This is a genomic window from Paenibacillus sp. J14 (assembly GCF_000518465.1).
In the GTDB taxonomy this organism is placed as follows: domain Bacteria; phylum Bacillota; class Bacilli; order Paenibacillales; family Paenibacillaceae; genus Fontibacillus; species Fontibacillus barengoltzii.
Genome location: NZ_JADQ01000046.1, coordinates 21,949 through 40,050, shown reverse-complemented (window position 1 = coordinate 40,050; position 18,102 = coordinate 21,949). Strand labels below are relative to the sequence as shown.

Sequence of the window (18,102 nt, the reverse complement as noted above, 5' to 3'; positions counted from 1 at the left end):
CGATGAGGACTCGGAAAAGTGTTGATTTGAACCAAACCGCTTGTCAAAGAAGACGCTTGACAAGCTCACGCCGGAGCACGAGGCCCGGGAGCAAACGAAGGTTCGGGAGAGAATTTGCGTTGTCCGTTTGCACTAAGTTTTGAAAGAAACTGAACGTGCGTTTCTAGCTTGCAAGGGCTCTCCCTGACGAAGGCATAACATGTGGTAACCAACCCACGGATAGCAGCGTGCCGACCGTCGCTCGCATTTTTGCTCTCGCGCCACGTNCTCAGGCAGANTTAAAACCGAGGGCTTGACAAAAACGTTCATAGCAACGGACAAAATAGTTCGCGTACGCTTCGTAATACTCCTTCTTCAGTTCCCCGCCGATCATGGAACCGCTCGTTTTCATCCAGCCCGGTGCGCTCCAAGGGGAGCCAAACAGCTTGATGGACGGATTTAAGGCCAGCGCCTCTTGTAGAAGCGGTATGACATCAGCTTCATCATGTTCGATCGAGAACCGCTGCATTTCCGGATCGGTCTCCCCTTCGGGCAAATCGTTGTAGCTATAGAAGAAACGGGCATAGTCAGAGGCCCCCATCGGATTGCGCAACACGGATAGGCCGATGCCCTCCTCCGGGTCAAACAGCTTCTTCATCAAGATGGATCGCTGCTCTTCGGGAAGCACCTGATGAATCAGATAGGCAGCCGAATCGGTAAAAGACGCCCCAAACCCATCCATCGTCTGATAAATGAGGCTTTCGTCCAATCGGACCTCGACCTCCACGCCAGCCGAATCCGTCGGCCGCAGTTGTTCCTCTGTTGTACGGACAAAAAGGGATTGTTCTCCAGTGGAATAATAAATATCAAGCTCACGCATGCTGTTTCCCTCCACTTCTTTTAATGGGCTCGGTTATTTGAGGCCAAGTTTCTCTTTATTGGCTTTCATTTTCTCCGTACGGATTTGCACGATTTTATCCCAACCGTTGTCCTCAAGGAACTTCTTGTAGTTGTTGAGCGTGCTTTCGAACTCTTCGTCGCTCTTCGCGCGAATCAGGCTGACCATCGTCGTGTTCCAAGTCGTGTTAATCGCGGTTAAGGAGCGGGCTTCTGGAGATCCAGCATCCGGATTGATATTTTCAAGAACGAAGTGAGGGTACAGCTTCCCTTTGCCCCACTCTTGCATTTGCTTGATCGAATCCGGGAATGCATCGGCGCTCAGCGCTTTATGGCGGTCATGGCCAAAGAACATAAATTCACCCATGCGGTATTCCTTCTTGAATTTATCCGCATCCTTCTGCTGCAGCTCTTTCACTTCCGGCGTAAATTGAACCGTGCCGTCCGCATTTTTCGTATAGGTCTCGCCTTCGATGCCGTAGTTCATCAGCATTTGGCCTTCTTCATCCAACAGGTACGTAAAAATTTGAATCGCCTTCGCCGGGTCTTTGCATTGCTTCGTGATAAAGCTGATCATCCAGCCGGTTATCCCGGATTGGTTCAGCTTCGGCGTGTTGCCCACTGTGCTTTGCGGTCCGTCGATTGCCAGGTAGGCTTGATCCGGATGAGCGGTGGCGAAGATTTGCAAATTACCGCCTTGCTGCGGCGTTCCGTCCAGCAACATCGTGGCGTATTTGCCAGCTTTCACTTTCTCTTCAAAAGCCGGGCCGTCATCGGCAAAGCTGTCGTCGCTGATATTGCCAGCTCTATGAACTTCATTTAACGTTTTGAGCCAAGTCAGATAATCTTCGTCCAGATTGCGGTTGTAGAACTCGCCGTTCTCCGTTTCCAGCGGTACGCCAAGGAAGTCTTGGAACACATCCCCTAAGGAGCCCGTCCCTTCGCCAATTGAGTTAAATCCAAACGGAATCAGATCCGGGAATTTGTCTTTAATTTGCTGCATCACATTGTTGAATTCCTCAGGGGTACCGAACTTAGGCTCGCCCAGCGCTTCATACACGTCCTTGCGAATCACAAAAGCGGTCTTCGCAGGAATGTTACCGCTGTCATAATCAGCCTGCGTGTTAGAGTAGTTCGGGTAACCGTACGTATTACCGTCCTCTTGCTTAAACCAGTTGAGCGTATCTTGCGCAGCGACTTTGTTGAAATAAGGGTCGTATTTCTCCGCCAGCTCGTTCAGCGGTAAAGCCCAGGAAGAGGCCTTCTGCACGACGGCCGAATTGGAATCGAATACGGTGATCAAGTCCGGCATGTCGCTTCCGGCAAAAAACGTATTCAGCTTGGTGTCATCGCCGGTAATAAATTTGATATCAATGTTCAAATCTTCCTTGATCTTCTTCGTGACCACATCATTACCGAAGTCGGTATTCCACCAATCGGCGTTCACGTACCAAGTCAGCTGGGTTGGCTCTTCTTTCTTATCCAGCTTCCAAGCCGGCGTATTCGCGTCCAAGGCATAGCGATCATCCAGAGATACCTCTTTGGCTGCCTTCGAGCTGCCGCCAGAGCCGCCGCAGCCGGTAACAATCAGCGCAGCGGTGAGCAGAGTTGCGCAAGCGGTCATCCCTTTTCTTGCAAGATTTTTGTTCAACTTAAGCATTCGTTGTACCCTCCTTTTTTTGTAAGAAGCATAGCTAGTCCAACTCGCTGATCAAGCCTAGCGTTTCATGCGGATGCGTTACTCCTTCACCGCCCCCAGCATCATGCCCGAGATGAAGTACCTTTGTAATAATGGATAAATCACAACAATCGGCAAAGTCGTAATCACAATTGTTGCGAGTTGAACTCCTTTGGTCGTCGTTTCAATCACGACGGAACCCGCGATGTTCTGCATCGATTGAGTCTGGGACTGCACAATGATTTCGTACAGCTTCATTTGCAGCGGATACAGGTATTCATCTGTGATGTACAGCTTGGTTGTCAAAAAGTCATTCCACTGACTCACCCCGTTGAACAGAGCGATGGTCGCCATCGCCGGCATAGATAACGGGATAAAGATTTTCAGGAAAATTCTCCAGTCACCGGCACCGTCGATTTTGGCGGATTCCTCCAGGGAATCGGGCACGTTACGGAAGAAATTCATTAAGATCACGACATCGTAATAACTGAACAAAGCCGGAATGATATACACCCAGAAGCTGTTCAGCAGCCCCAGGGATTTAATCAGCAAGTACGTCGGGATCATGCCGCCTGAGAAAAACATCGTAATAACGCCCATCGTCACGTACAGCTTGCGACCGCGGACATTGTTCTTGCTCAGACCGTAGCCGATCATCGCACAGAAGAAGACGTGAGTCACAACGCCGATCACCGTCTTGAGGACCGAGATCAGGAACGACTGCCAAATCGTATCGTCTCGAAACACCGCCTGGTAGTTCTCCAAGGAAAACTCCTTTGGCCAGAAGACAAACCCGCCTTCAGCAAGAGCTCGTCCCGAACTAAAGGAAGAGACAATGACGTTCCAGAGCGGAATCACAATAACAATCGTAAATATGATCAGGATCGTCGCGTTCACCGTATCAAAGATTCTGCTGTCGAGATCCCGTTTGAGCACCTTTCGATTCATGGCTGCTGCTCCTTCCTTACAGGACAGATTGATTATCGTTGAGTTTGCTGGTCACCTTATTTGCCAGCACCAACAAAATAACCGATACGACCGAAACCCCAAGTCCTACGGCGGTCGCGTAGGAGAAGTCCCCCTGTGTTAACCCCATCCGGTACACATAGGAGTTAATCACCTCGGCCCTTTCACGGTTCTGAGAGTTCATCAGCACCAAGGTTTGGTCCAGGTTGGAGCCAAGCAGGCCGCTGATGGTCAGAATCAGGTTCAAGCTGATAATCATCCGCATATTGGGCAGCGTGATGTTCCAAATTTGCCGGAGCCGGCTTGCCCCGTCGATCTTCGCAGCTTCATAATAGGTCGGGTCGATCTTGGCCATGATGGCGAGGTATAGGATCGTTCCCCAGCCCGCCTCTTTCCAGACATCCGACAGCACCGCGATCCACCAATACTTGCCCGGATCAAGCAGGATATTTTGCGGCTTCGAGATCAAGCCCAAGTCCAGTAACAGTTGGTTGAACATCCCGGTCGTCGAAAACCAGGTGATCAGCATCCCGCCAAGTACGATCCAAGACAAAAAGTGCGGCAGGTACGAGATCGTCTGCACGATTTTTTTGAACCGCCCCATTCCGACCTCGTAGATCATAATCGCGAGAATAATTGGGATCACGAAGCCGATGGCCAGCTTCAGGAAGCTGATCCCCAGCGTATTCACCACGGATTCCCAGAAGTATTTGTCGGTGGCGATAATCTTAAAGTTTTCCAAGCCTACCCATGGAGCGGAGCTTAACGTATCGATGACGGTATAATTTTTGAAAGCGATCGTTAGTCCGTAGATGGGGATGTAGCAAAAAATAATCATAAAAATAATACCCGGCCAGATCATCGACTGGATTTCCCACTGCCTGCCGAAATCGATAAAGAACTGTTTCACTCGGATTCCCATCGGCTTTTTGGCTGACACAGCTGACTTCGCCATTTTGCGCTCCTCTCTTTATCCCGTATGGATAAAAACGTTTTTATTTTTAGCAATAGAATCCCTTTAATTAACCGCTTACAATTTTCGCTGAGCTCAAGTTCAGCTCCGTCTCAGCTTCTCTTAGCCTAAACGTACATGACTTGAGCCCCGCACAATTAATTGACCATCCAGCTTCTGCACCTTGCCCTGTTCCTGCTTCTTAATCATGTTCACCAGGTGATTAACTGCCAGGATCCCTTGTCTGGCGATTGGATTACGAACCGTCGTCAGAGGCGGCGTAAAATACTGAGCAATATCAATATCGTCAAACCCTACGACGCTGATGTCCCTTGGAACTTCAAGGCCATACGAACGCAACGCTTTGATACACCCGATGGCGCTCAAATCGTTACCGGCCAAAATCGCGTCCGGCACTTTGCCCGGATGCTTGTGAATAAACGCCCGGATCGCATTATAGGTACTCTCTTCCTCAAAATACCCCTGCACAATAAAATCCTCATCGATCGGCAGCTGATGCTCCCGCAAGGCCGCGAGATATCCCTCTTTCCGCTGTACGCTGTCATACATCGTATCGACGCCGGAAATGTAGGCGATTTTCTTATGGCCTAGGCTGATCAGGTATTTGGTCGCTTCATAAGCGGACGCATACGAATTGAAAATCACGGTCCCCATCGTTTCCTTCTGAATCACCCGATCCAGAAATACCGCCTTGATCTTGTCCTTCTCCATCATCGCGATATCATGGTCATCCACCCGCAATTCTTCGTAGATGATCACGCCATCCACCCGGCGCCCCATAATATTGCTGATAATCGTTTGCTTATCGGCAGTAACCATGACGTGCAGACCGTAACCCAACCGCTCGCTCTCGCGAGCCATCGACTCCACCAAAATGTAAAAATAAGGCCCGGATACACTCGTCGTAAAAAAACCAAGCATGTTCGTCTTCTTCGACTTCAGTTGCTTCCCGTTTAAGTTCGGTACATAATTGAGCTGCTTGGCAACCTTCAGCACATGGGATTTGGTCTCCGGATTCAACACATCCACATCGTTCAGCGCGTTGGATACCGTAGAGATCGAAACCCCTGCTGCCTTGGCTACATCCTTAATGGTGACTTTCCCCATCCCTGATTACACCCTTGTCTATAAAAACGTTTTTATATTCCTCAAATTACCATAGAAACGCTTTCATGACAATCCCCTATTTTTTGATCCCTTACAAAAAACGATCCGTCGCACCTCTTTGGGGGTTCCCATTTATTTTCTGCAAAACCTTTGGATCTACACCTTGCATTTTGTGTGGAAATGCCATATAATCTATTTTGTTCGCTAAATTTGCGCCCGTGGTCCAATGGATATGACGTAGGCCTCCGGAGCCTGAGATCGAGGTTCGATTCCTCGCGGGCGCGCCATATCATACACATGCAAAGTCCTGTCACAGAAGTGTTCTGGACTTTTTTATTATCTTGAGTTTGACTTTCTTTGACTTTCTCAAATAAATTGTTTATGATGAGATTAATCCTCATCATTTCCGTCAATTCTTAGATGGAGATGATGAATCCCAAACCATTCCATTCAACGGGGCGATTCACTTGAACACCCGAATTTTAAGGAGGTTTTATCGGTGAGTTATATTCCTATGGTCGTAGAACAAAGCAACCGCGGCGAACGCGCTTATGACATTTATTCCCGTCTGCTCAAAGACCGGATCATTTTCCTGGGCTCGCAAGTTAACGACGTTGTGGCCAACTCCATCATTGCTCAGATGTTGTTCCTGGACGCGGAAGATCCAACCAAGGACATTCACCTCTACATTAACAGCCCTGGCGGTTCCATTACGGCCGGTATGGCGATTTTTGATACCATGCAATTTATCAAAGCGGACGTCTCCACCATCTGCGTTGGGTTGGCCGCTTCGATGGGCGCCTTCCTGTTGAACGCAGGTGCGCCTGGCAAACGTTATGCGCTCCCTAACAGCGAAATCATGATTCACCAGCCGCTCGGCGGAGCGGAAGGTCAAGCGACGGACATCGAGATCCGCGCTCGCCGCATCCTCAAGATGCGCGATAAACTGAACCGAATCCTCTCGGAACGCACGGGTCAACCGCTGGAACGGATTGAGAAGGACACCGACCGCGACTACTTCATGAGCGCGGCAGAAGCGAAGGAATATGGCTTGATCGACCAAGTGATCGAGAAAGTGAATCCAGCCAAAGCTTAAGGCGATATAAAAAAAGGCTGCTCTCCGAACAGAAAATACTGTTCGAGGAGCGGCCTTTCTTGTTATATTAATCTTTAAATAACTTAACGCGAAGGTTCAAAAAGTCGGATCGCAAGTTACTACAGGCACATAGCCTCTAGATAAGCCTTCGTTCTGCTGACTGTCTTTCAGCTGATAGCCCGTCTGCGGGTAGCCTATCTGCTGGCTACTCTGCTGCTGATGGCGTGTATCTCGTAGCACTTCTGCTGGCAGCCTTCTACGACAGCACATCTGCCGATAGCCGGTATCTAGATGCACTTCTGCTGACAACCCTGCTGATGATGACCCGTATCTAATTGCACTTTTGCTGTAACCCTGCTGTCGATGACGTGCATCTAGTAGCCATTCTGCTCTAACGCTGATGAGAAGCACTATTGGGGCGAAATTAGCGTGCTCGCGGCTCTAACGACGCTGAGAAACACTATTTCGACGGAAATGCCTATTTATAGGCAGATACGGGGGAAATAAGCAGTCTGGTAAGCGTTACAGTTGAAACATCGTGATTTTGGCAGGAATAAGGTCGGTGGCAAGCGTTAGAAGTCTGACTTTTTGAACGACATTGTTTAAAGGAGCGAACCGGGAAATGGAATCCAGAAAAAAATTGTATGAAGTAAGCCGTACGTTGGCGGATGTCGCCATGGGCAAAGCCAAAGCCGATTTGGTGGTTAAGGGCGGCACCTTAGTCAATGTGTATACCGGAGAGCTGCTGCCGAATACGGACGTTGCGGTGGCTGAAGGGCGGATCGCCTTCGTAGGGGACGCAACGCACACCATTGGCGAGAACACCGTCGTGATCGATGCGGCAGGTCGTCACCTCGTTCCCGGGCTCCTGGACGGGCATATGCACGTGGAGAGCACCATGCTGTCGGTGGCGGAGTTTGCCAAAGCTGCGCTTCCGAAAGGAACGACCGGTATTTTTATGGACCCGCATGAAATTGCCAATGTGTTCGGGGCGGAGGGCGTGCGCTGGATGCACGAGGAGGGCCAGGCCTTGCCGCTGAAGGTATATACGACCTTTCCTTCCTGCGTACCTGCCACCGATCACTTAGAGGATGCCGGGGCGTCGCTGGACACCCGCGATATTGCCGAAGGGATGACTTGGGACGGTGTTGAGGGGCTGGGCGAAGTCATGAACTTCCCTGGCGTCGTATTCGGAGACCCGAAAATGCTCGGCGAAATCCAAGCCACAATGGAAGCGGGCAAAACCGTCACCGGTCATTTTCCAAGCGACGACGAGCGGATGCTCCAGGCTTACATCGCCTCAGGCGTGACTTCCTGCCACGAGACCGTGACCCGGGAGCAAGGGCTCGCCAAGCTGCGCCTCGGCATGCACCTGATGATCCGGGAGGGATCGGCGTGGCATGACGTCAAGGAAGTGATCAAGGTCGTCACCGAGGATAAGGTGAACACCTCGAACATTATGCTGGTCACCGACGATGTGTATCCGCAAACCTTGATTGAAAAAGGTCACATGAACCATGTCGTACGCCGGGCGATTGAAGAGGGCGTCGACCCGGTGACGGCGATCCAGATGGGGACGATCAATACGGCGCGGTACTTTAAGGTCGACGGCGATGTGGGGGGCATTGCGCCAGGCAAATGCGCGGACCTGCTGCTGATCGACGACCTGCGGCGGATGGAGCCGTCGACGGTCATCACCGACGGCAAAGTCGCCTATGACGCCGGACAGCTCTGCGTCCCGTTCCCGGCGTACCCGTACCCGGCGCAGGCGCGCGCTTCGGTGAAATTAGCGCGTCCGCTGACCGCCGACGATTTCCTCTACCGCAGCGCCAGCGGCCAAGCGGAAACGACGATCCACGTTGTCGACGTGATCGAGAACAGCGCCCGCACGGCGAAGGGGACGGCAACCGTTCCGGTTGACGGAGATGGCGTCGTGCGTCCGGGCGCCGAGCAGGACATCGCCACGCTGGCCTGCATCGACCGCCACCGCGGTTCCGGCGAGCTGTCCCTCGCCTTCGCGCGCGGTTTTGGGCTCAAGCAAGGAGCCGTGGCCTCCACCGTTGCCCATGACAGCCATAACCTCATCGTCATGGGGACAAATCCCGAGGACATGGTGTTTGCTGCCAACGAGCTGGCGAAGCTGGGCGGCGGCATGATCGCCGTCCTGAACGGCCAAGTGCTCGCTGCCGTGCCGATGGCCATCGCTGGCCTGATGTCCGATCAATCGCTGGAGACGGTGGTCACCCAGGTGAATGAGCTGGAGGCCGCCTGGAAACAGCTCGGCTGTCAACTGAACGCGCCGTTCATGACGTTTTCACTGATCGCCCTGCCGGTTATTCCGGAGCTGCGGATCACCAACCGCGGCCTAGCGGACGTGAACGAGTTCAAGCTCGTGCCGGTCGAAGTCGGTTAAGCCGCAACCAGCAACAGCGACGGCAATAACAACAGCAACAAGCTCTCTCACTTGAAAAACCCGCCAAGAAAGGTTATCCTCTCTGGCGGGTTTGTTTTTCGCAATTCCTGCAAAAGTGCAGTTTTCTGCCTCATACGGCCGTCGCACAGCCGATGCCGTGCCGCCGGAGACGCTTGCGTGGGCCTCCTGGCTGCTACTGCGCCGATAAAACATACAGCCGGAAACGCTCGCACCTACAGATGAGCACGCGGCTCCTCCACCGACTCCCGCCGCACCAGCTCCGTATCCAGCAGCACCAGCTCCCCGCCGGCCGCCGCCCCGTCGATCAGCTCAAGGATTTTGCGCGCGCCCATCCGGCTAAGCTGCTCAATCGGCCGCTTCACCGTCGTCAGTGGCGGATTCGTGTAATGCGAGAAGCCAATGTCGTCAAAGCCAACGACCGAGACATCCGCTGGAATCCGCATTCCCGCCTCTGTCGCTGCCTTCATCGCACCGATGGCCATGTCGTCGTTGCAGCAGAACACCGCAGTTGGCCGCTCCGGCAACGCCAGCAACCGGTGCATCGCCAGATAACCGCTCTCCACGTCGTAGCAGCCCTGGGCAAGCCATTCCTCCCGTACGGCCAAGCCCGCATCCTTCATCGCCCGCAAATACCCTTCCTTGCGCTCCTGCGTCGACTTATAGCCGGCGATTCCCTCTACCAGGCCAATGCGCGTATGCCCGCAGCCCGCCAAGTATCGCGTCAACTCGTAAGCCCCTGCCCGGTCATTGGACACGAAATTGACGATGGTCGGATCGTCTGCATTCCGATTCAGCACGACCAGAGGAATTCCTTGCTCCCGCACATGACGAATAAATGTGTCGTCACGCTCACTTTGGCTCATGAGCAGGATGCCGTCGAACCGCCGCCGATGGATTGAGCTAAAGTCCTCAAAATCGTCGATCCCCCGCAGAAACAAGTTGTACTGGACGCCAACCTCCTGACTCACACCGCGGATCGCCTCGGCCAAGAAGCTGGAGGAAGTCCCTTGAACCATACTCGTAAAAAACAATCCAATCGTATGCGAACGCTGCAGCACTAAACTTTTGGCATTATAATTCGGCACGTAGTTCAGCTGCTCAGCAATCTCCATAATCTTGCGTTTGGTCTCCTCTTTAATCAGCGGGCTGTTGTTCAACGCCCGGGAAACCGTCATATGCGAGACATTCGCCAGCTTGGCGATGTCTTTGATCGTAGCGGACATACAACAGCGTCAATCCTTTCTATGCTTCGGGAAAAGCAAAATACCGCTTAGCATTGCCGTAGCAAATATCCGTGACGATCCGGCCCAGCAGAGCATAGTCCTCCGGCGCCTCGCCGCGCTCCACCCAATCGCCAAGCACGTCGCATAAGAGGCGGCGGAAGTATTCATGCCGCGTATAGGACAGGAAGCTGCGGGAGTCCGTCAGCATCCCGATGAACTGCGACAACACGCCAAAGTTGGCCAGCGTGTGCATCTGCTGAATCATACCGTCCTTGTTGTCGTTGAACCACCAAGCGGTGCCAAATTGGATTTTACCAGGAACGCCCCCGCCTTGGAAGCTGCCCATAATGCTGGCTAACGCCCAGTAATCATTGGGGTTCAGCGAATACAGGATCGTCTTCGGCAGCCCGCCCTCCTGCTCGATGGCGTCCAGCAATCGGGCCAGCGCTTCAGCCAAAGGACCGTCGTTAATCGCATCATAGCCCGTATCCGGACCCAGCCGCCGGAGCATCGCCGTGTTCGTGTTCCGCAACGCATGGATATGCAGCTGCATCGCCCAGCCCCGAGCGGCGTACTCCTTGCCGAGGAACACCATCGTATACGATTTGTATTTCCGTTCCTCCTCCGGCGTCACCGAACCCTGACTCAGCGCCTTAGCAAAGATCGCTTCCACTTCCTCCAGCGTCGCTTCCTCGTATTCCAGCGTATCCAGCGCGTGGTCTGATACGCGCCCGCCGACCTCATGGAAGAAGTCGATCCGTTCCCGTAACACATCCAACAGCGTTCCATATCCCTGAATCGACTTACCCGCCGCCGCCTCCAGCTTCGCCAGCCAAGGTTTAAAGGTATCGCGATTAATCTCCAGGAACTTGTCTGGACGGAAGCTCGGCAGCACCAACGTATCGAAGCCTTCCAGCTCCTTGATCTTCAAATGGTACTCCAGCGAATCCGCCGGATCATCCGTAGTGCAGACCACCGTCACCTTCGACTTCGTAATCAAATCTCGCGCGCCAAATCCTTCACTTTGCAGCTGGGCATTCGCTTGTTCCCAGATGACCGGTGCAGTCTCCTCATTCAGCAACTCATCAATCCCAAAAAAACGCTGCAACTCCAAGTGCGTCCAATGGTACAGCGGATTCCCCAGCAGCTGCGGCACCACCTTCGCCCAAGCGAGAAACTTATCGTAATCATCCGCCCCGCCGGTGATCCGTTCCTCGTCGATGCCGCAAGCCCGCATCACCCGCCATTTGTAATGGTCGCCGCCCAGCCAAGCCTCGGTTAAGTTGCGAAACGTCTTGTTTTCATAGATTTCCTGCGGGCTTAAATGGCAGTGATAATCGATAATAGGCAGATCCTTCGCATACTGATGATACAATTTCGCCGCTGTCTCGCTGCCAAGCAGAAAGTTTTCCCCTAAAAATGTCTTCGCCACTTCTCATTCTCCCTTCCTTCAGCTCCGTAGTTTACTCGTTGTTAACGTTAACATAAGTTGCAATGCTTTTATTGTAAACGTTTTATCGGAAAACGCAAGAGAGAATATCGGCCCTGGCCCGCAGATCGCATTCAGCAAAAAACCCCCTCAGCCGCGAATGCAGCCAAGAGGGCATGACCCTAGATTCGACAAAACCTCAGCGTGTGTTGAAATCAAACGGATTCGTTCCCGGCGGCAGCAGTTGGCTAAACGGGAAGTAGAATTCCGGGAAACCAAACACGTAAGGCAAGTATTCGTACAGTTGGAAAAAGATCGTCACGCCCTCGTCCTTCACATAATACGACGGATTCGAGCCGATCGTTTTGAAGTTTCCGAAGTAGCCTTCCGTCTCCTGCAGCTTCTTGGCAATTTCCGGATCCACGATGCTGCGATAATTCGGGTTTGCCCGGAGCAGCTCGTCCAGCGTCAGCAGCTTTCCGTTATCCAGCCGGAAGGTCAAGCCGTCACGTACGGTAATCCCGTGCGCACCGCCAGTGTAAGAGTACCAATCCTGATAAAGACTGAGCACCCCGTCACGGTTGTACGTCACTTTGTAAGTACCGACATACTCATAGGGGTTCCCACTTTGTGTCGACGGTTGTCCCGCCTTCGCTTCCTTCAACGCATTGGCCACAAATTTCTCGGCTTTTACCTTAAACAGCTTATTGATCTTCTTCTGTACCGACTTGTGCTTTAATCCGCTCACCTGCGGATAGTCGACTTTAATCGACGCTTCGGGAATTTTCTTCACGATCGTATGATTCGTGATTTTAACGCCTTGCCGCTCCTGCACCATTGCCGAGCCTGTCTCTGGCTTCTCCCCGCTGATCTGGACCGGAGCCTGCGGCGCGGCTTCTGCCGGAACAACGGTCAAGCCGGAGATCATCAAGCCTGCGGTCATCAGCGAAGTGATCATTTTTACCGTATTACGCTTCACTTGTTATCGCCACCCTCTATCGGTTAATACCTAAATTATGACCCGGGTGGCAAAAATTCATGTACGCAAAAACGCCAGCACGCCTTCCCTCACGGAAAGCGCCTGGCGCTGTTGCAATAGGTAAGCCGATCTTACTCGCGGCCGCTCTTCAATTCGGTCCAGTACCGGTCGTACAGCTGCAGCTTATCGCCTACGTCACCCAGCCATTCAGTACGAGACAGCTCATCCTCGGACAGATTAATCATCTTGTCGTTCCGGTATTCTTCGCTGTGGAACTCCGCAGCTTTCACATTCGGATCGCTGTATCCGATTGCTTCGTAGTTCTTCGCGCTTACTTCCGGATCAAGCATGAAGTTGATAAACTTCTCAGCCAGCTCTTTATGCTTCGAATCCTTCGGAATCGCGTAGTTATCCGACCAGATCGTGCCGCCTTCCTTAGGTACCACATAAGCGACATCGGGATTGTCTTGAGCAATGTAGGAAGCGTCACCCGACCATACAGTGGCGATCCAGCCTTCTTCTTGAATCATTTTTTGCTTGATGTTGTCGGTATCGAAGGCCAGTACACTTGGCAGCAGCTTCTTTAAGTCCTCCACAGCCGTTGTGATTTCCCCTTCGTCGGTGGAGCTATTGGAGTATCCGTTCTTTTTCAAGGCCATGCCAATCACTTCGCGGTTATCGTCCAGCAAAATGACTTTGCCCTTGTATTCCGGATTCCACAGATCTTCCCAGCTGTTGATCTCATCTTTCACGTATTTCTTGTTGTATGCAATCCCCGTCACCCCTGAGGTGTATACGATCGAGTATTTATTTCCCGGATCGTAGGCAGGGTTCTTATAAGCGTCAGACAGGTTGGCGAAGTTCGGAATGTTGTTCATGTCCAGCGGTGCCAACAGATCCTGCTTGATCATCGTGGCCACCATATAATCGGACGGTTGAATCAAGTCGTAACCGCCGCCGCCCGCCTTAATTTTAGCCAGCAAATCCTCATTGTTGGCAAATACGTCATAATTGATCTTTACGTCGAACTCTTTCTCGAACTGCTCCAGCACTTCTTCGTCAAAGTTATCGGCCCAGCTGTAAATGTTAAGCGTCTCCTTCGATGATCCGCAACCCGACAACAGTCCGGCAACCAACATCCCTGCCAGTACGAGACCGGCCCATCTCTTTTTGTTCAATTCCCAATCTCCCTTCGATTATCGTCTTAAAGAATATCAAAAATCGCCTAAAATGGCAGCAATGATTGTTTCTTCTGGCCCTTGCCGCGATTGAGTACAAATTGCGCCAGGAAGATCAAAATGACCGTCACCAAAATCAAAATCGTACACAATGCGTTAATTTCCGGGGAAATACCCCGTTTGACCTGCCCATAAATATATATCGGCAATGTGGTCGAATTTGGCCCGCTGACAAAGAAGCTGACCATGAAATCATCCAAAGACAGCGTAAACGCGATCAAGGCCCCGGAGATAATACCCGGAGCAATTTGCGGCAACGTCACATATCGGAAGGTTTGCCACGAGCTCGCCCCCAAATCCTGCGCCGCTTCCTCCAGTTGACCTCCCATACCGGAAAGCCGGGTGGTGACAACAACGTAGACATAGGACAAGCTGAACGTGATATGAGCGATGATGATCGTGATTTTGCCCAGCGGCATATGGAGCTGATTAAACAGCACCAGCAACGACAAGCCCATGATAATATCCGGAATGATAATCGGCAAATACAGCAAGCCGCCCATCCCCGACTTCAAGCGACGTCCGATCTTCCGCATCGCGAGCGCCGCCAGCGTGCCAAGCACCGTCGAGATCACCGTTGAAACGATCGCTACAGTTAAGCTGTTGGCCAGCGCCTCCATAACATGGCGATTATCAAACAGCGAAATGTACCAGTCAAACGTAAAACCGCTCCAATCTGCAGCCAACCTGGAGCTGTTAAATGAGTAAGCTACGATAAACAGAATCGGCACATAGATGAAAATCATCATAATCAGCGAATGAACGCCGAGCAGCGGATGGCTTTTGGTTTTCATGAACGCACCTCCCGCACCCTTTGATACCGGGACGTCATCGCCCGATTAAACAGCGCAATCAGAATCAGCGAGGTGATCACGAAGATCACGGACAGCGCCGAACCAAACGGCCAGTTGCGTGCCCCAAGAAACTGACTTTGAATGATGTTGCTGATCATCGCCGATTTCGCCCCGCCGAGGATATCCGTCACGACAAACATGCCGGTCGTCGAAACGTACACCAGCACAGAACCCGTCATGATCCCCGACTTCGTTTGCGGCAGCGTAATGTGCCAGAACGCTTTCCAGCGCGACGCGCCCAAATCGCTGGCCGCCTCCAGCAGTCGTTTGTCCATCTGCTCCAACGCGACAAAGATCGGCAACACCATAAACGGAATAAACGTATATACCATGCCGAGCAACACCGCGCCCTTCGTGTACAGCATCTGCAACGGCTCGGAGATCAGTCCGATGCGAAGCAAGAACTCATTTACGATCCCTTGCGTCCGCAGCAGCAGCACCCAGGCATAGGTACGGATCAGGAAGTTGATCCAGAACGGCACGGTAATTAGCACAAGGCCCCAGGTTTGCATTCTCGGACCGGCGTTTGCAATATAATAGGCCAACGGGTAACTAAGCAATAGACATAGTGCGGTCGTCAGCACGGATAACACAATCGTATCCCAATAGATGCCCAAATATAACGGGTCAAAAAATAACGCATAGGCATCCAAATTAAAGTCCAGTACCACATTGCCCAGTTCGTCACGTCCCATAAAAGAGATGCCTACGACGATCAGCATTGGCACAACCAGGAACAGGCATAACCACAGGAACACCGGCAGCATGCTTAAGCCAGATTTTTTCATGATCCGATGACCACCTCATCCTCCGGCTTCCAATCCACCCCAACCGTCTCCCCGATTTGCCACGTACGCTCATCGTTGACATCCAGCACAATGGATACGGTCATCGGTTCATTCTCCAGCTGCACGATCAGCTTATGCACGCCGCCGAGGTATTGCACGTCCATCAGCTCGCCGCTGCGCTTCGTTTCGACGCCTTCCCCGCTCTGTACGGCCTTGAGCTTCTCCGGACGCACAGCGAATAACTGCCCGTCTCGGGAGAAAATATTGTTCTCGCCCACGAAGGTGGCCGAAAACAACGTGGCCGGCTGTGCGTAAATTTCCCGCGGGGTGCCGATCTGCTCCACTCTGCCGCTGTTCATCACGACGATGCGGTCAGACATCATCATCGCTTCTTCCTGGTCATGCGTGACGTAAACGAATGTAATGCCCAAGCTGCGCTGCAGCTGCTTAAGTTCAGCCTGCAGGCTCTTACGAAGCTGCAGGTCGAGCGCGCCCAGCGGCTCATCCAATAGCAGCACCCGCGGCTTGTTGGCGATCGCCCGCGCGATGGCCACCCGTTGCTGCTGCCCGCCGGACAGCTGGTGCGGGTATCGCTTCGTGAGCGCGGTCAGTTGCGTCATTTCAACCGCCTCCCGCACACGTTCCTGTTGCTGCTTGATCGGCATCTTCTTCATCTTCAATCCAAAGGCGACATTCTCTTCCACCGTCATATGAGGAAATAAAGCATAATGTTGAAAGACAAGGTTCAAATCCCGGCGATTTGGCGGCAAATTCGTCAGGTCCTTTCCGTCCAACAGGATTTTCCCGGAGGTCGGTTGCTCGAACCCAGCGATCATGCGCAAAATCGTCGTCTTGCCGCAGCCGCTTGGGCCCAGCAAGGTGAGGAATTCCCCTTCCTTAATCGTGAGCGATAGCGGATGCAAGGCGACCTGTCCCGCAAAGTGCTTCTCCACCGCGGCCAGTTCTATCATCTTTGCATCAACTCCTTCAATGTAGGCTTGTCTTCCTAAGAAAAAAAAGCCATATCCATTGGTATGGCTTTGTCGGGTACTTCGATTCATTTTTTCGCATATTCACTATACCTTGTTTTGGCGCGGGTTACAATAGTTTTTGTTGGGTTCTATGGGAGTCAAAAACAAAACCACCTCCAAATAATGAGAGGTGGTCTAAAATTGACTATTTATTTTAACTCATACATCACTGTTAACGTGGTTTGCAGGTCGATTTCGCCTGGTTCCACCGGTGTGCTCACCGCAGAATCCGCTGCCGCCATTTCCATCATTTTCACGTTCTGCGTGAAGATCGGCGTGCTTGTGCTGCCTTGGCTGATGCTAAGCACAATGCCCAGCTGGCGGTTGGCGGCTTTCGCGATCGAGGCGGCTTTCTTGTTCGCATCATTCATCGCTTTTTGAATCACTTGGTCTTGGTACTGATCCGGATTTTCGGTGCTGAAGCGAATATTATTGATCCGGTTGGCTCCCGCCGCAGACGCCGCATCCAGCAATTGTCCTACTTTCGACAAATCCCGGTAAGTGACCTCCAGCGAATGCGAAGCGCTATATCCCTTGATCTGTTGGCCTTCCTTGTCGCTGTACGTATAGTTCGGCTGTACGTAGAATTGACCGGTTTGAATGTCCTTGTCGGCAATCTTCCACGTCTCCTTCAGCAGCTTCGTCAGCGCAGCCACTTTAGTCGCATTGGCGCTTTGAGCCTCTTTCGCTGTCTTGGCCTCCGTCACCACGCCAATGGACAGATACGCCACGTCCGGCTTCACGGACAGCTCACCGCTACCCACCACTGTCACCACATTCTTTTGCATTTCGCCATCCGCATAAACCGGCACCGGTGCGTTAAGGGCACCGCTTACAAAGATTCCTCCGGCAATCAAGGTTCCCGCAACCAGCAAAGAAGCTGCCGGCTTCAACCAGGTTTTCATTTTTCATGACCTCCATTCTGTTTTCGGTTAAAGATTGGTAATTTTACCTTCTAAACGTAAATCGTGGACAAATGTTGCAGTATAAAGCAAAAAAGGATGATCCCGTGATCCTTCCACGGAAACATCCCCTTGTTTCGCTAAGGCTTAACCAGCGTTTACTGGTTCTCCAGCTCCTCTTTGCTGACTAAATTGATTAAAGCGTTTGCAGCCTGCTCAGCGTCCGCACCTTCCGCACTAATGTAAATCTCGGTACCTGTGCTGATTGCAAGGCTCATAATCCCCATGATGCTCTTGGCGTTCACTTTTTTATCGTCTTTCTCAACGAAAATCTCTGAAGAATATTTATTCGCTTCCTGAACGAAAAGCGCAGCCGGCCGAGCATGCAGCCCCGTTTTCAAACGAACGGTAACCGGGTGTTTAACCATGAAAACTTACCCCCTATACGAATTCAATCCATTTCGTCACATTCGTTGACATTATAATTTCTATCATTATAGCATACGGAGTACAAATCACACTAGCAGC

General features: G+C 52.0%; 16 protein-coding genes and 1 tRNA gene. 3 read left to right on the top strand and 14 right to left on the bottom strand.

Translation table 11 applies throughout. From position 1 onward, the window contains the following. Positions 1–268 precede the first annotated feature (268 nt). The 5 genes from M891_RS24085 to M891_RS0116595 all read right to left on the bottom strand — a co-directional run bounded on the left by M891_RS24085 (position 269) and on the right by M891_RS0116595 (position 5,600). Positions 269–721, bottom strand: coding sequence for a glycoside hydrolase family 30 protein (locus M891_RS24085; RefSeq protein ID WP_442952256.1), 453 nt, complete (start codon positions 719–721; stop codon positions 269–271). A 171-nt stretch (positions 722–892) separates the two neighbouring features. Then, on the bottom strand, positions 893–2,536 hold the full coding sequence (locus tag M891_RS0116610; protein ID WP_028539615.1) for a sugar ABC transporter substrate-binding protein: 1,644 nt from the start codon (positions 2,534–2,536) through the stop codon (positions 893–895). 78 nt (positions 2,537–2,614) lie between these two features. Then, complete coding sequence (locus M891_RS0116605; RefSeq protein WP_028539614.1) at positions 2,615–3,502, bottom strand: carbohydrate ABC transporter permease; 888 nt, start codon at positions 3,500–3,502, stop codon at positions 2,615–2,617. A gap of 16 nt (positions 3,503–3,518) precedes the next feature. Continuing rightward, a complete protein-coding gene (locus M891_RS0116600) occupies positions 3,519–4,475 on the bottom strand; it encodes an ABC transporter permease (protein ID WP_028539613.1) in 957 nt (318 codons plus the stop codon). Between the two features lie 120 nt (positions 4,476–4,595). Continuing rightward, positions 4,596–5,600, bottom strand: coding sequence for a LacI family DNA-binding transcriptional regulator (locus tag M891_RS0116595; RefSeq protein WP_028539612.1), 1,005 nt, complete (start codon positions 5,598–5,600; stop codon positions 4,596–4,598). 212 nt (positions 5,601–5,812) lie between these two features. Here M891_RS0116595 and M891_RS0116590 point away from each other — a divergent pair. From M891_RS0116590 to ade, 3 genes are all read left to right on the top strand, one after another. Beyond that, positions 5,813–5,887 (top strand) — tRNA-Arg (locus tag M891_RS0116590). 212 nt (positions 5,888–6,099) lie between these two features. Next, the gene (clpP, locus tag M891_RS0116585; RefSeq protein WP_016314010.1) at positions 6,100–6,696 is read left to right on the top strand and encodes an ATP-dependent Clp endopeptidase proteolytic subunit ClpP; all 597 of its coding nucleotides are present in this window, start codon (positions 6,100–6,102) and stop codon (positions 6,694–6,696) included. Positions 6,697–7,318: 622 nt separating this feature from the next. Then, positions 7,319–9,109, top strand: a complete 1,791-nt coding sequence (ade, locus tag M891_RS0116580) for an adenine deaminase (protein WP_028539611.1) — start codon at positions 7,319–7,321, stop codon at positions 9,107–9,109. A gap of 233 nt (positions 9,110–9,342) precedes the next feature. Here the strand turns inward: ade and M891_RS0116575 are convergent, their stop codons facing one another. From M891_RS0116575 to M891_RS0116535, 9 genes are all read right to left on the bottom strand, one after another. Then, the gene (locus M891_RS0116575; RefSeq protein WP_028539610.1) at positions 9,343–10,353 is read right to left on the bottom strand and encodes a LacI family DNA-binding transcriptional regulator; all 1,011 of its coding nucleotides are present in this window, start codon (positions 10,351–10,353) and stop codon (positions 9,343–9,345) included. A gap of 19 nt (positions 10,354–10,372) precedes the next feature. Beyond that, complete coding sequence (gene uxaC, locus M891_RS0116570; protein ID WP_028539609.1) at positions 10,373–11,785, bottom strand: glucuronate isomerase; 1,413 nt, start codon at positions 11,783–11,785, stop codon at positions 10,373–10,375. 196 nt (positions 11,786–11,981) lie between these two features. Next, a complete protein-coding gene (locus M891_RS0116565) occupies positions 11,982–12,761 on the bottom strand; it encodes a DUF3298 and DUF4163 domain-containing protein (RefSeq protein ID WP_028539608.1) in 780 nt (259 codons plus the stop codon). A gap of 131 nt (positions 12,762–12,892) precedes the next feature. After that, positions 12,893–13,939: an ABC transporter substrate-binding protein gene (locus M891_RS0116560; protein ID WP_028539607.1), complete on the bottom strand. Its 1,047-nt coding sequence runs from the start codon at positions 13,937–13,939 to the stop codon at positions 12,893–12,895. Positions 13,940–13,986: 47 nt separating this feature from the next. Beyond that, positions 13,987–14,793, bottom strand: a complete 807-nt coding sequence (locus M891_RS0116555; RefSeq protein WP_028539606.1) for an ABC transporter permease — start codon at positions 14,791–14,793, stop codon at positions 13,987–13,989. Further along, positions 14,790–15,641: an ABC transporter permease gene (locus tag M891_RS0116550; RefSeq protein WP_028539605.1), complete on the bottom strand. Its 852-nt coding sequence runs from the start codon at positions 15,639–15,641 to the stop codon at positions 14,790–14,792. The genes M891_RS0116555 and M891_RS0116550 overlap by 4 nt, the downstream gene beginning before the upstream one ends. Next, positions 15,638–16,612 (bottom strand): ABC transporter ATP-binding protein, encoded by a 975-nt coding sequence (locus M891_RS0116545; RefSeq protein ID WP_028539604.1) that lies wholly within the window; start codon positions 16,610–16,612, stop codon positions 15,638–15,640. Before M891_RS0116545 ends, M891_RS0116550 begins: the two co-directional genes overlap by 4 nt. Positions 16,613–16,821: 209 nt before the next feature. Further along, complete coding sequence (locus M891_RS0116540; RefSeq protein ID WP_028539603.1) at positions 16,822–17,577, bottom strand: SIMPL domain-containing protein; 756 nt, start codon at positions 17,575–17,577, stop codon at positions 16,822–16,824. A gap of 155 nt (positions 17,578–17,732) precedes the next feature. After that, the gene (locus tag M891_RS0116535; RefSeq protein WP_009224994.1) at positions 17,733–18,002 is read right to left on the bottom strand and encodes an HPr family phosphocarrier protein; all 270 of its coding nucleotides are present in this window, start codon (positions 18,000–18,002) and stop codon (positions 17,733–17,735) included. Positions 18,003–18,102 lie beyond the last annotated feature (100 nt).